The sequence below is a fragment of the Oceanobacillus salinisoli genome (assembly GCF_009733865.1).
In the GTDB taxonomy this organism is placed as follows: domain Bacteria; phylum Bacillota; class Bacilli; order Bacillales; family Amphibacillaceae; genus Oceanobacillus; species Oceanobacillus salinisoli.
In genome coordinates this window covers 1-14,070 of the sequence record NZ_WOFB01000041.1, presented here as the reverse complement: position 1 = coordinate 14,070, position 14,070 = coordinate 1, and the positions used below count along the sequence as shown (strand labels likewise).

Below are 14,070 nucleotides of genomic sequence, written 5' to 3'. Positions count from 1 at the left end.
ATGAAAAAATTCTTTCGTAATATAGAGGAGATTATTGGCGCTTCCTTGTTAATCGCAGTTTTGATTGTATTGGCCACACAAATTTTCTCTAGACAAGTTTTGGATGCTCCGATCACATGGTCGGAGCAGCTTGCTAGATTCCTATTTGTATATGTCGCTTATTTTGCTATCTCCTCAGAAATCAAAAGTGATGGTCATGTAAGAATTGAATTCTTTTTTGAAAAATTACCAGTGAAAGTAAGGATTATCGTACATTATATTTTTCAAGTAATGATGGCGGGTGTACTTATCTTATTGGGATATATTGGCTTTGAAATGGCGATGAGAAAATTCCCAGTGGAAATTGTTTCCTTGAATATATCGTATGTGTACATGTATATGGCATTGCCAATTCTATCCTTGCTTATGCTTTATAGATTAATAGAGAAGAATATAAAAGATATCAAGCATAAGAAGGAGGTGGAATAAATGGATGTATTTCTAATATTAATCTTATGGATCACACTATTATTCTTAGGAATGCCGGTTGGTTTCACATTATTAATTGCTACATTCGTTTATTTCATCACCAATGATTGGAGCTTGGTTTTCTTTTCTGGTGCTAAATTGGTGGACAGCCTAGATACATTTTCTTTGCTTGCGGTACCTTTCTTTATATTGACAGGAACATTAATGAATTCCTCGGGGATTACTGCTCGTATCTTTGATTTTGCCAAGTCATTAGTTGGGCATTTTATGGGTGGATTAGGTCATGTCAATATTATGGCAAGCTTAATGTTTTCCGGGATGTCTGGGTCTGCCTTAGCCGATGCTGGTGGTCTTGGTCAATTAGAAATAAAGTCTATGCGTGATGGGAAATACGATGATGACTATGCTGGTGGACTAACTGCAGCTTCTGCCATTATTGGGCCGATTATTCCACCGAGTATTCCATTAATTCTTTATGGGGTCATTTCCGATCAATCGATTGCAAAATTGTTCTTAGCAGGTGTTGTTCCAGGTATTATTATGGCTGGAAGCTTAATGATTGTTGCCTATGGATTTGCAAAAAAACGTGGTTTTCCTAAAGATGAAAAAGCTACATTTAAAGAGCGGGTATATCATTTTAAAAGGGCATTTTGGGCATTATTAACACCTATTATCATTATTGGCGGCATTTTTTCAGGTCTGTTTACCCCAACGGAAGCAGCTGTTATTGCAGTAATTTATGCTATGTTTTTAGGTTTTTTTGTATATCGTGAACTGACACTGAAATCTTTCTATCATAATGTTGTAGATTCGTTAAAATTAACTGGTGTAGCGGTATTAATGGTTATGGCTGTTGAATTCTTTGGACAAATGATTGCACATGAACAAATAGCCATTACGATAGCAGATTATTTCTTATCTGTATCGGAAAATCCAATTATATTACTATTATTGATTAACTTATTACTGATTTTCTTAGGTACATTCATTGAATCATTAGCACTGTTAATATTAGTTATCCCAATTCTAGTACCAGTCATTTTAGCTGCGGGAGTTGATCCAGTGCATTTTGGTATTATCGTAATCCTGAATCTAATGATTGGAATATTAACACCACCAATGGGAATGGCATTGTTTGTTGTATCCAAGGTAGGAAATATACCAATTCATGTTATTACGAAAGGGGTTATCCCATTCTGGATTCCATTATTCATTACCTTGATCATCATTACGATCTTCCCGCAATTGGTTCTATTTTTACCGACTATACTGAGTCTATAATTAGTCAATACGGAAGAGAAAAGCCATTACTGGTTTTTCTCTTTTTAACATAAGTGTAGAGGAGTAAGAGAGATGATTGCAGTTTTTGACATTGGAGGGACTGCCATTAAGTATGGTGTGGCAAGTTTGAATGGAGAAATACATATGAGTGACTCCTTTCCTTCTGACGTACTTCAGGGAGGAGAAGCCCTTATCCATAGAGTAATTGAAAAAACGAAACAATTACAAAACGATTGGGACATAAGTGGTATATCCATCAGTACAGCTGGACAAATCGATTCGGATAATGGATTCGTCGTCCATGCTACTGATAATATTCCAGGGTATTCGGGATTGGATATTTTCAGGGAAGTTGGTTTAGCTACAGGATTAAAGGTAAGTGTGGAAAACGATGTGAACTGTACAGCACTTGGTGAACATTGGCTGGGTGCTGCGAAAGGGACAGAAGATTTTCTTTGTGTTACCATCGGAACAGGAATTGGCGGTGCCCTTTTTCTACGTAACGAGTTATATACAGGTTCGACTTTTTCTGCTGGAGAAATTGGACATATTAGTTTACATCCCGGAGGAAAGACATGCACATGCGGAAATGAAGGGTGCTACGAGCAATATGCTTCAAGTAAAGCATTACAGGATTTGGTACAAGAGAAATTTGGAAGTAAAATGGACTTAAGAGAATTCTTTGACTTTCTTAGGGATGGTCGGGAGGAAATGCTCGAGCTTTTTCATCAATGGGTAGAAGATTTGACGAATGGGCTAAAATCCGTTGTCCATCTGTTAAATCCGGAATTAATTATCATTGGTGGTGGGATATCAGAGCAAGGAGATTTTCTATTAGATGCAATAAAGACGTCACTTTATAAAAAGGTCATGCCCAATCATTCAAGAAAATTACAAGTCAAGATGGCTATGTTCGGCAATAAGGCTAATTTGTTAGGTGCTGTTAAGCATTATTCGAATAAATATATTCAGTAAAGAAAGAGGTTTGAATGATGAAAAACCAGCAAAAGGGAGTAAAAGCTTCTATATTAATGGAACAATACAAACCTAGTTTTACAAAATCGGAGCATAAAATCTATGATTATATTCAATCCAATAAACAGCAGGTGCTCTACCATTCATTAACGGAACTGTCAGAATCAAGCGGGGTTGCAGAAGCTACGGTACTAAGATTTTTCCGAAAGCTTGGATTTAAAGGCTTTCAGGACTTTAAATTTTTATTTGCCCAAGAAATTTCAGTCAATGAAGAACAGAATCACGAGAATACATATGTGGAAAAAATAAAAAATAATATCGTTCATGCTGTCGAGGATTCGTATGAAATTGTGGATACAGAAATGTTGCAGCATACTATTGATGCCATCGATTCTTCCGACGATATTGTCATCTTTGGTGTCGGCTCATCAGGTATCGCGGCTCTGGATATGGAGACACGGTTAATGCGTGTTGGAAAACATGTGAGTGCGTATACAGATCCACATTTTCAAGTGATGCGAAGCTCATCGATGAATCAGAATACGGTAGTCGTTGCCATTAGTCTAACAGGAAGCACAAAGGATATCATTGATGCCGTGAAAATTGCGAAAGACCGAAAAGCTACAATAATCGTCCTAACCAATTATATTAAATCACCACTCACCAAATTTGCAGATTATGTTTTACTATCTTCTGCAAAGGAAAGCCCATTGGATAGTGGGTCTTTAGTATCCAAAATCGCTCAGCTGTTTTTGATTGATTTAATATGTACGGGACTGACGATTAAGAATTATAAAGAGGCAGAGAAAGTTAAGATGGAGATTACGAAGAATACGGCGAGTAAACTATATTGATGACCTGTAGGCAACCGAAAGTTTTGCTTGTAAGAATGCAACTAGCTGCTTTCTAATTAATGTTCCGAATCACATGAAGTTTTTTGTAGTGTGTAACGAAGAATAGAATTTCAACCTTTTTCCTTCTTCATTGTGGGGACATTGGCTGTTCGACAAAATCCGGGAAGAATGCCGAAAGTATCTATAAGTACTAATACTATAGTCGAAGTAGTAAGTGTTAACAAAATTGGTTCAAAATTAGAGAAGTTTATAGCTGAATTTTAGAAAGTTCGAATTAGTTAAGTAAGTGATAGAACAGTTCTTAGTTGCAACTGTTCTATTTTTTCGACAAAATTCGGGAAGTGACAGGCACCTCCCTGGAACTGCCCTTGAAATTAATTTGATTTAAGCTATAATAGTAAACTATATTTAACGGTATTTTCTGATATTTTAATCTATTGATTTATATATCAGAAAATGGTGTTACTAAATTTTATTTGGGGGGTTACGATGAAGAATCAGAAGGATGAAAACAACAGGGAGTCTACACAATCAAAGAAATCCAAATGGGAGATGCCAGACACATACGTTATATTGTTTTTTGTTTTGCTGGCTGGTTTTGTTGCTACATTTATAGTACCCTCTGGAACATTCGAGAGGGAAACTGTTGATGGAGTAGAGAGAGTGATTCCTGATACGTATCAGCAAACTGAAGGGGAAACACTGGGAATACTAGATATATTTAATGCCATTCAAACAGGGATGATTGAATCTGCTGATATTATCTTTCTTGTATTGTTTGCAGGTGGTATGTTTGAAATTATTGAACGTTCGGGAGCGTTAAGAGGTGTTATTAATCGGGCAGTTAGGCTGACTCGGAATAATGAATTTTGGTTGATTGCGGTCGTTTCGACGATATTTGCTTTAGTGGGGGCAATTGGTGCTGTGGCCAATGCAGTGATGGCTTTTGTTGTGGTAGGTGTGGTAATTGCTAGGGCATTAAAGCTCGATCCAATTGTTGCTGCTGCCATTACCTTTGGTGCCAATTTTGTGGGGTTTAGTGTTGGTTTCATTAATCCTTACACAGTGGGTATAGCCCAAGGGATTGCTGATTTGCCACTATTCTCAGGAATGGTATTACGAATTATTGTTTTTGTGGTTATTTTATCGGTTACCATTTGGTACATTTGGCGTTATGCGAAGAAAATCTTGGCAGATCCGAGTCAAAGTCTTATGGGAGTTTATGAAGATTCTAATGAGGAAAATGAGTTAGATGCGCCATTTACAACGAGACATAAGCTGTTGTTGACCTTCGTTGTGTTATGTTTAGGATTTTTTGTTTATGGTTCCATTCAATTGGGCTGGACGATTAATCATATGTCAGCATTTTTCATCTTTATTTCCTTAGGTGCTGGTATTATTGCGGGAATGCATTATAACACACTTGCTGGTCACTTTCTGACAGGAACGAGTAATCTCGTATATGGTGCACTGGTAGTCGGGGTGGCAAGGTCAGTGATTGTCATTTTGGAAGATGGAGCGATTATCGATACGATTGTCTATGCGCTATCGGTTCCATTGGAAAACTTAGCACCCGTATTATCGGCTATTGGAATGTTTGTATCTAATGGAATTTTAAACTTTTTGGTGAACTCCGGAAGTGGTCAGGCGATGATTGCTATGCCATTGTTGACCCCGTTGGCAGATATGGTTGGGGTCACAAGACAGGTAGCCGTACAGGCCTATCAATTTGGGGATGGGCTGACGAACCTGATTTTCCCAACGTCTGGTATTCTGATGGCAAGTCTTGCTGTGGCTAAGGTCCCATATATGAAGTGGTTGAAATGGGTATTTCCGTTATTCCTCATTTGGCTGGGGATTGCGATCGTTACTTTAGTTATCGGTGTTATGATAAATTGGGGGCCGTTTTAATAGAAAGGTTTCTTTAACTGATAAGAAATCTGCAAGTATAATAGTAGTTTGTTGAGGGCAAAAATATTTTTAAAAGTTTTTTAGAAAAAGTGTTAAACATTATCGAAAACCGCCGATATAAATTATGTAATCATCAAGGAAGATGATTCAGTTAAGGCCTTAACGTTACGGAGTGTATACTCCAAAAGTTTTACAAAGTTCTTAGGATGAGAGCTTTATACTAATCTTGGTAATAACTCTAAAATAGAGTTGTTATATACATGCGGGACACAAGGATGTGACTCGCAAAAAATAAAATACACTTACATGGAGGTAAGGAAAACATGATTATCAATCACAATATTTCAGCTCTTAACGCACATCGCCAACTAGGAGCAAACCAATCTGCAGGACAAAATTCATTGGAGAAACTTTCTTCAGGTCTTCGTATTAATAAAGCAGCTGACGATGCAGCAGGTCTAGCAATCTCTGAAAAAATGCGTGGACAAATTCGTGGTCTAGAAATGGCTGAACGAAATGCGCAAGATGGTATTTCTTTAATTCAAACAGCTGAAGGTGCGTTGAATGAATCTCATGCAATCCTTCAACGTATGCGTGAATTAGCTACACAATCTGCCAACGATACAAATACAGCAAGTGATCGTGAAAAATTACAAGCTGAAGTAGATGAACTTTCAAAAGAATTGTCGCGTATTGGTGAAACTACAGAGTTCAATACCCAAAGTTTATTAGATGGGTCTTTCGAAGGAACATTCCATATTGGTGCAAATGAGGGTCAAAACTTATCACTAAGTATAGGGGATATGCGTGCGTATGACCTTGGTGTTGTAGGTGAAGGTACCACTGATATGGCTGCTCTCTCAGGAACTTTTGCTGAGGGCACTAATACTACTGATGCTGATTTTGCTGATGGTGAATATACAATAAGCTTCGATGGTTCGACTTATAATTTAGTAGATGAAAGTGGAAGCACAGTTGCTACAAGTTCAACTGGACAAACCTTTACTCTTTCAACAACTGATGATACTTTAGACTTCGGGGCAGCTTTAACAAGTGGAACTGTTACAATTTCTGATGGTGGTACAACTGCAGAAGCTTCTGTTAGTGCAGATAATCAAGGGTTACAAGCAGGAGAATATACGTATGATTCATCCCAAGGTCTTCTAGATAGCAAAGGAAATGTTGTGGCAACTACATCTGATGGTGGTAAAACATTTACAAATAGTGATGGAGAAAATGTATTAGAATCAAATACTGCATTAACAGCAGGGACAAAAGTAGATATTGGTGGAGTTGATATTTCATCACAAAGTACTGCTGATGCTGCAATTACCACAATTAATGATGCGCTAGAATCTGTTTCTGAACAACGTTCACAACTTGGTGCTGTGCAAAATCGTTTAAACCATACAATTAATAATCTTGGAACTTCTGCTGAAAACTTAACTGCAGCAGAATCACGTGTCCGTGACGTTGATATGGCTAAAGAAATGATGGAGTTCACGAAAAACAATATCTTGACTCAAGCAGCGCAATCAATGCTTGCTCAAGCAAATCAACAGCCTCAAGGCGTGCTACAACTTCTTCAATAGAATGAAAGTTAAAAAGAGAGCAATCCTTTTGCTCTCTTTTTATTATATTCAATAGAACCTCGAAAGGAAGTATGGTATGAATTTTTCTGTATGTGTTATAACTAAAAATGAAGAAAAGAATATTGCCAAATGTATTAAAAGTGTTCAACCTCTTACATGTGAAGTAGTTGTTGTTGATACTGGTTCCTCAGACAATACTACTTCTATTGCAAAAGAATTAGGTGCAAAGGTCTTTTATTTTAAATGGATAGATGATTTCTCAAAAGCTCGAAATTATGCAATTTCTAAAGCAACAGGAGAGTGGATTATCTTTTTAGATGCTGATGAATATGTCACGAAGGAAAGTATTAATTATATTCCCCTAGCAATTAAAGAAGCTAACAATAAACAAGTTGACTTTATAACTAGCTTATTAATAAATTATGACAAAGCAAATAATTTGGTTATGAATTCTACCCCTACTAATCGAATCTTCAGACGAATTCCTGATATTCATTATGTTGGAGCTATACATGAAATTCTTTCAAGAAAAGGTCATGATGGATACAAAGGGAAAAGACTTGATGCAAGTAAATATATACAAATATTTCATACAGGTTATTCTATAGAAGACAGAGTAGAGAAAAATAAGGCGGAAAGAAATCTAAAGCTTTTGTTTTCCGAACTTGAGGAAAAACCTAATGACAGTAATACATGTTTTTACATATCGGAGTCGCTAGCAATGGCTGGTAGAATAGATGAGGCACTTTTATATGCCGTTAAAGTGATAGAAAATGATAATGTCACTTTGCTTGGAGTAAAAGAAAAAAACTATATTAATATAATTAATTACATGTCAAAATTGAATTATTCTAGGAAGGAAATATTAAATATAATAAATGCAGCGATTGAGACTAACCCAAGTTATCCAGACTTTTATTTTTATTTGGGAAATTTATTAAAAAAGGAAGAAAGATACTTCGATGCTATAGATGCGTATAATATGGGGCTAAAAAATCTAGAAAATGCCTTTAATTCTCAATCTAAAACATTAGCTCAGTTAAAAGATGTTTATCATTCTTTAGGAAGTTTACTTTATCGTACTAACCAACTCCATAAAAGTATAGAAAGTTATGTAGAAGTTTTAAAGATTGACCGATATGCCTTACATTCCTTAAAAGAACTAATTAGTATTTTAAACAGATATGAGTCTAGTGAAGATATAGTGAAGTTTTTAAGTAACATTTATAATTATAAAGATGTAAAGGAGATATTAACACTACTACATACATCTCTGCAAATTAATAGCTTCTCTTTGTCAGAGCAATTTTTCAACTATTTAACTAATGAACAACAAAAATTCCTCAGTAAAGAATCAACATATATAGAACTTTTAAAAGGTCAATACAATAGCTCTGCAGAGAAATTTAAGAGGTTATACTTAAATACATTTGAACATGAAACAGCAATATTTTGTTTGATTTCGGCTGAACTATCCGATAAAAAGGAAGTGATAAAAGAGTTGAAAGACTATGTAAAGCCCTCCTTAAGAAGAATAATTGAAAAAATGCTTAATGAAAATACTATAGAATTGTTGGAAGAAGATTACTATGAAGTTCTTAATATTATAAAACAATATATAAAAATTGGCCATACGGATAAAATCATTTATTTATTAGATTTTGTGTCAGAAAAAAAACTTAATGAAATTGCAGATCTTTTATTTTTTTATGAAAAGTATGAGTTATCATTAGAGGTATATAATAAATATCTTGAACATGGATATACCATTTCTACTGAAAACTTAAGCAATATTCTAACAAGAATGGGAGAATGTTTAAATGAATTAGAACAGTATAAATTATCTATGAAATTCTTTGAAGACGCTCTAAATTTAAATCCTAACAATTACAGAATATATGAAAAATTCATATTGATATGTAATAAAGTAGATGATTATAAACGTTTGGAAAATATTACTATGAGAGCAAGTTATTATTTTCCTGACTCCAATTTTATAATTTCAAATGTAAAGAAGGTGCAAGAAAATGAATAAGGTGAAAAATATTTTGTATTTGGGTTGGCTGGGTGAAGGGAATGTTGGGGACGATGTTCTCTTTGAAATATTTAAGCAAAAGTTTTATGAAAACCTTAAACGAGAAGACTCAAATGTAGAGTATAATATTGATGGTTATTTTTCGATTCCAAATTATCATTACACACTTGAACCGTATGACTTAGTCGTTTTAGGAGGAGGGTCTTTATTTCACCTGCCTTATTGGTTAAGGTTATGTAAAAAGGCCATAGAACTAAATATTCCCGTTGTTTCATGGGGGACAGGAATTGATGGCTATTTTACGGAAAAAGACTTCCGTAAATCCACTATGTCATCAGATACTAAAGAACTTTTATTAGAAGTAACTAGTAAAATGGATTATATATCTGTACGTGGTCCAATAACAAAAAAATTAATGATTGATTGTGGGGTTGATGAGTCTAAGATTAGGGTGATAGGGGATCCGGCTTTAATTTATGGCCAAGATGGAAATTTGAAAGTAGGTAACAAAAAGGGGTCAAAAAAAGTTTTGGTAAACTGGGGGACATCGAACAATAACATACTCGGTGGCGACGAAAAAGTGGTTCGGGAGCAAATGGAAATCACATTACAAATTCTTCTTAATTGGGGATATAATGTGACATTGTATCCGATTTGGAAGGACGATATTTCTTCAATAAGACGGCTATTGTCAAAATTTACAAGCGACAACTTAACAGCTATTCAAGAAGTCTATGACGCAAAAAGGCTAACGAAGCTTATAGATAATTATGATCTTACGATTAATTTTAAATTACATGCAAATATTCTCTCTGTAGCAAGGCATAAACCATTTATTTCTTTAGCATATCGCGGAAAATGTTTTGATTTTACTGAATCTATTAACTCCTCTAATTTTGCTATATCTACTGCAGAAGTCAATGCTGGTAAAATATTAAAGAGAGTAGAGCAAATTGAAGAAAACTATAAAAATATTGTTAATTCCTTTGTTAAGATGCAAGAAAAATATGCCTCAGAAATTCAACAAAGTTTTGAAAAAATATACCAGCTATTATCTGATAATCAAAATAGGATGAATGAATACCAACGATTTATTGAAAGAATAAACGCTAGAAAGAATAATAAGAAATTTATTATCGATAGATATTCACCAAAAAAAATATTTGTTCTAGGTTCGGGGCGTTCAGGAACACATTGGCTCGGATATATTTTGGAAACACACCCGGACATTTATGTTTCCGTTGAAAAGCCAATAATCTTTGATAAGGTAACGCAGATGGCATTAAATTCGGATTATCAGCAGATTTTGTTTCCAAAAGTTGTAGATTTATATCATAATGAGCATGCAAAGGTTTTCCCAAAACATTATGCCGATAAAAGCCATCCAAACATATGGATTGCTGAAAAATTAGCTAAAGCTTTCCCTGAAGCATTATTTATTGGAATACAGCGTAATCCTTTTGGTACCATTGCTAGTATGTTTAAACATCAAGGTGTATTAAATTGGCATAAGAAGTGGAAAGATTTCCCTATTCCTAATCCATTTTTAGGGATAACTAAAAAAAATGTCCATAAATATGAACAACTTTCACTTGCTAAAAAATGTGCATTTAGGTGGGATGCTCACAGAGAAAAAATGAATGAGTTAAAAAGTACATTGGGAGATAGATTACATGTTGTGTCATACGAAGCATTAATTACCGATACACAGAAGGAATTAAATCTTATACAAAACTTCCTAAAACTGGAGAAACCATTACCTTTACCTAAAGTAAATAAACATTCACTTGATAAGTGGAGAGAACAATTAACTCAAAGAGATATTTTAGATATTAAAGAAGTAACAGGGTACGACCCAGAAAATAGTGTTCTAACTAATATTACTAATAATAAATGACTACTAAATGTTTTAGCTAGTTAATTTTTGAAGTAAAGTTTAGAGAACTGTAAATAAATTGCTGTCCCCAAACTGTTCAAGATATTAAATTGGTAAGGGGACAATTTTTATATTTTTGCAAGAAAATTCAGTTATTTAATTTAAAAGATTTTGCAGGATATCTTGTTATTCGTCAGATTAATTTAATCCTTACAATATAGTGAGAAAATAATTACTGTGAACATGAGTCAGGTCATGGGTTAATGGATGCAGAGATTGACCCGACAAGTCTTTATGTCACTATTGATGGTAATCGGTTAAATGCAGATCAATACTCTCTACAGGAAAATAAAATTGTGTTGCATTATGAGACGCTATCCCTTCATGCAGGGAATCATGAGTTATCTGTGAATTATCGTGTTAGACAAGGGGGGGGTTATGAAGCGAACGCCTTTACTTTCCAGACTGGTGCAAATTCCGGTCAGAATTTTAAGCTGGAAATCGATTCATTTGATAATATGCTTCGGGATACAAATGTTATTTGTGTTCGTAACTATGAAGATGCTGAGAAAGGATTAGAAGTGATTGATCAGACACAAAGCTTTATTTCTGATGAATTAGGAACAGTTGGGGCAACGGAAAACCGCTTGGAACATATCGGTTTTAATTTGGAATTAATAGAGGAAATACCACTTAGTCGCATACAAGATGCTGACATGGCTAATGAAAGCATGAATCTGGTTAAAATGCAGCTATTAAGCCAAGCACAGCAGGCGACGATTTCCCATGTCAATCAGGATCGGGAGCAAGTCCTGCAATTGTTACAGTAATGGATAAAATAAATCATCAAATATAAGACAGGGTTTTCGAAAAATATGAAAATATCACATAACATCAGCTGTACTCCCATTCATTGCGGCAATTAACTAGCAATACCTCCAATGTTCAGCATTCATTGGAAAAATTAACTTCAGGTGCGTATTAATCGTGCGTCTGATGATGCAGCTGGACTTACTATTTCGGAAAAAATGCGAGGGCAAATTCGAGGATTGGAACAAGCTTCAAGGAATATTCAGGACGGGGTTTCACTCATTCAAACTGCCGAGGGGGGACTGAATGAGATTCATGAAATCCTCCAAAGGGAACTAAGTGTTCAAGCAAGTAATGGAGCACTTGCTGGAAAAGATAAGGAAGTATTACAAGAAGAAATTTCACAGTTAACGGAAGAAATTGACCGAGTTGCAGAGGATACGGAGTTTAACACAATAAGCCTACTAAACTGGAATAGTTCTTCTACACCAAGCACTGAACTGCAAAAGTTTATGGATGCTCTGCCTGCTATAACCATTTAGTTGTTTATGATCATGCACCAAACGATAGGTTCACCAGTGGAAGGTTAAAAATCTTACCGGATGTCTGCAGCTTTCTCGAGATTCTTTGTGAGCAGGGAGTACTTGAATTCCAAGGGAAACAGGGTGGAGTAGATCGGGTTTATCAGCTAAAGGAGTTTTCTTTGTAAATGAGTATAACCCAAACGGTGCCAGGTACTGTTTGGGTTATTTGTATGTAAGCACGCTATAAATCGAATGGCAAGTCAGTCAAGTCGCACGAGTCTCCACCAGAATCGATCGATAACCCAGCCAAACCGAGCAAGTCCAAAACAACAAAAAGAGAAAAACTCTCTTTTAAATACTTCAAACATCTTCTTACACATCCATATAACGATTTTAATGAAATGTATTACAGTTAACTAAAATGGTATAAATGCCACTTCCGCCATTCGACAAAATTCGGGAAGTAACAGGCACCAGATGTAGCATCTAGATCGAAATACACAACTCGATTAGTCCTTTTGTCAAATATTATCGAAAAACATTGAAAATATAATCCAAAAGTATTACTATTTAACTATAAAAATATAAAAGGCAAACTTATTGAAAGATAAGGACGCAAAGTCACGAGTCTAAGGTTATGAAACTAAGATCGTCGGACTGCCAAAAGTCGGTCAAATGGTTGTTTGAAACCATTTATGCAGATTTGTCCACTTTCTTCTTTTTAGTGGACTTTTTTCATTACCTTTAGTTAATAAATGGCACTTTTACATGAAACAATATACATGAAAGATGGATGTCCTAGAGTGACCGTTTTATTTGGTACTGTGGAGTACTTTAGGGAAGAAATATTAAAAGGGATAGGAATGTATAACAAGGAGCAGTTATCCGTGGAAAGTGATTTACTGGAAATATACTCATTATTAAAGAATGACATTTTAAATGATTTTGTGTGTGACGAAGGATTTAGGTTAAACTGTTTACAAAACCTTGAAATCGCATACAGGCAGCAGATTACTTCCTAACCTGACAGAAACATTACTACACCATTATTATTTTGAAGGGAATAGTTGCATGGAAAAATCAAATCATAACTCAATCAAGAAAAACAAAGCGAGTATAGGTGATAAAGTGATCTTTGATAGAAAGAACAACCAGTATGAGGGAAAGGTATTTCAAGTACGAGATGCTAGCGTATTGGTTGAAATATCAAAGGAATCCGCGAAAACATTAGGTTATGAACTGCCCAATACCGTAGTTAGGCACGGGAATTATATGATTATGTTGCATAATTAGTCTCTAGGCAACTTAATGGAATCCCCACTTTATATAGTTTAGTTAAAGTGGGGTGTGCCTTAAAGGCTTTTGATGCATAGATAGAAGTAAAAAGTGTACATAAATATAATAATAGACGAAATGGAGTAGATAACATTCCTATATTATATTGAAGCGAATATAGTGGATAAAATTGGATTGTAAAAATGTGTTTACTTTTAAGTGCTGCGATGGTATGATACTTTTTGTCGCCAAAAACAAAGGCGATTGAAACATTTTTAGAAGTTAAAAAAAGTTGTTGACTTTTGTTGTTGAACATTATATAATATAATTCCGTCTCGAAAAAACACCTTTGAAATTATAAAATTAGTTATTGACAAAGATGATTGCGATATGATATATTAACAAAGTCGCTTTTGGAAAAGTGACAACGATTTGCTCTTTGAAAACTGAACAAACAACCAGTAAGTTA

General features: G+C 35.0%; 13 protein-coding genes and 1 riboswitch. All 13 genes read left to right on the top strand.

What is annotated here, in order from left to right; genetic code table 11:
• The 13 genes from GMJ66_RS20830 (at position 1) to GMJ66_RS19250 (ending at position 13,619) form a co-directional block, all read left to right on the top strand.
• Positions 1–468, top strand: coding sequence for a TRAP transporter small permease (locus GMJ66_RS20830; protein ID WP_231514989.1), 468 nt, complete (start codon positions 1–3; stop codon positions 466–468).
• Positions 469–1,749, top strand: a complete 1,281-nt coding sequence (locus GMJ66_RS19305; protein WP_231514988.1) for a TRAP transporter large permease — start codon at positions 469–471, stop codon at positions 1,747–1,749. It begins immediately after the preceding gene.
• Between the two features lie 72 nt (positions 1,750–1,821).
• The gene (locus GMJ66_RS19300; protein WP_156291950.1) at positions 1,822–2,724 is read left to right on the top strand and encodes an ROK family protein; all 903 of its coding nucleotides are present in this window, start codon (positions 1,822–1,824) and stop codon (positions 2,722–2,724) included.
• Between the two features lie 17 nt (positions 2,725–2,741).
• Positions 2,742–3,578 carry a MurR/RpiR family transcriptional regulator gene (locus GMJ66_RS19295; RefSeq protein ID WP_156291949.1) on the top strand — a complete coding sequence of 279 codons (837 nt, stop codon included), beginning with the start codon at positions 2,742–2,744 and terminating at the stop codon, positions 3,576–3,578.
• Positions 3,579–4,067: 489 nt separating this feature from the next.
• Positions 4,068–5,489, top strand: coding sequence for a YfcC family protein (locus GMJ66_RS19290; RefSeq protein ID WP_156291948.1), 1,422 nt, complete (start codon positions 4,068–4,070; stop codon positions 5,487–5,489).
• Between the two features lie 323 nt (positions 5,490–5,812).
• The gene (locus GMJ66_RS19285; protein ID WP_156291947.1) at positions 5,813–7,081 is read left to right on the top strand and encodes a flagellin N-terminal helical domain-containing protein; all 1,269 of its coding nucleotides are present in this window, start codon (positions 5,813–5,815) and stop codon (positions 7,079–7,081) included.
• Between the two features lie 76 nt (positions 7,082–7,157).
• A complete protein-coding gene (locus GMJ66_RS19280) occupies positions 7,158–9,116 on the top strand; it encodes a glycosyltransferase (protein ID WP_156291946.1) in 1,959 nt (652 codons plus the stop codon).
• Positions 9,109–11,013, top strand: coding sequence for a polysaccharide pyruvyl transferase family protein (locus tag GMJ66_RS19275; RefSeq protein ID WP_156291945.1), 1,905 nt, complete (start codon positions 9,109–9,111; stop codon positions 11,011–11,013). The genes GMJ66_RS19280 and GMJ66_RS19275 overlap by 8 nt, the downstream gene beginning before the upstream one ends.
• Positions 11,014–11,255: 242 nt before the next feature.
• On the top strand, positions 11,256–11,822 hold the full coding sequence (locus tag GMJ66_RS19270) for a flagellin (protein ID WP_156291944.1): 567 nt from the start codon (positions 11,256–11,258) through the stop codon (positions 11,820–11,822).
• 144 nt (positions 11,823–11,966) lie between these two features.
• Positions 11,967–12,344, top strand: a complete 378-nt coding sequence (locus GMJ66_RS19265) for a flagellin N-terminal helical domain-containing protein (RefSeq protein ID WP_269321894.1) — start codon at positions 11,967–11,969, stop codon at positions 12,342–12,344.
• A gap of 50 nt (positions 12,345–12,394) precedes the next feature.
• The gene (locus GMJ66_RS21265; protein ID WP_407939250.1) at positions 12,395–12,511 is read left to right on the top strand and encodes a DUF3895 domain-containing protein; all 117 of its coding nucleotides are present in this window, start codon (positions 12,395–12,397) and stop codon (positions 12,509–12,511) included.
• Between the two features lie 395 nt (positions 12,512–12,906).
• Positions 12,907–12,991, top strand: a riboswitch (cyclic di-GMP riboswitch).
• A 138-nt stretch (positions 12,992–13,129) separates the two neighbouring features.
• Positions 13,130–13,348 carry a hypothetical protein gene (locus tag GMJ66_RS19255; RefSeq protein WP_156291943.1) on the top strand — a complete coding sequence of 73 codons (219 nt, stop codon included), beginning with the start codon at positions 13,130–13,132 and terminating at the stop codon, positions 13,346–13,348.
• A gap of 49 nt (positions 13,349–13,397) precedes the next feature.
• Positions 13,398–13,619 (top strand): DUF2187 family protein, encoded by a 222-nt coding sequence (locus tag GMJ66_RS19250; RefSeq protein ID WP_156291942.1) that lies wholly within the window; start codon positions 13,398–13,400, stop codon positions 13,617–13,619.
• The last annotated feature ends 451 nt before the right edge of the window (positions 13,620–14,070 follow it).

Coding starts and splice junctions, on each gene's coding strand:
- GMJ66_RS20830 (WP_231514989.1), top strand. CDS start 1: ATGAAAAAATTCTTTCGTAATATAGAGGAGATTATTGGCGCTTCCTTG.
- GMJ66_RS19305 (WP_231514988.1), top strand. CDS start 469: ATGGATGTATTTCTAATATTAATCTTATGGATCACACTATTATTCTTA.
- GMJ66_RS19300 (WP_156291950.1), top strand. CDS start 1,822: ATGATTGCAGTTTTTGACATTGGAGGGACTGCCATTAAGTATGGTGTG.
- GMJ66_RS19295 (WP_156291949.1), top strand. CDS start 2,742: ATGAAAAACCAGCAAAAGGGAGTAAAAGCTTCTATATTAATGGAACAA.
- GMJ66_RS19290 (WP_156291948.1), top strand. CDS start 4,068: ATGAAGAATCAGAAGGATGAAAACAACAGGGAGTCTACACAATCAAAG.
- GMJ66_RS19285 (WP_156291947.1), top strand. CDS start 5,813: ATGATTATCAATCACAATATTTCAGCTCTTAACGCACATCGCCAACTA.
- GMJ66_RS19280 (WP_156291946.1), top strand. CDS start 7,158: ATGAATTTTTCTGTATGTGTTATAACTAAAAATGAAGAAAAGAATATT.
- GMJ66_RS19275 (WP_156291945.1), top strand. CDS start 9,109: ATGAATAAGGTGAAAAATATTTTGTATTTGGGTTGGCTGGGTGAAGGG.
- GMJ66_RS19270 (WP_156291944.1), top strand. CDS start 11,256: ATGGATGCAGAGATTGACCCGACAAGTCTTTATGTCACTATTGATGGT.
- GMJ66_RS19250 (WP_156291942.1), top strand. CDS start 13,398: ATGGAAAAATCAAATCATAACTCAATCAAGAAAAACAAAGCGAGTATA.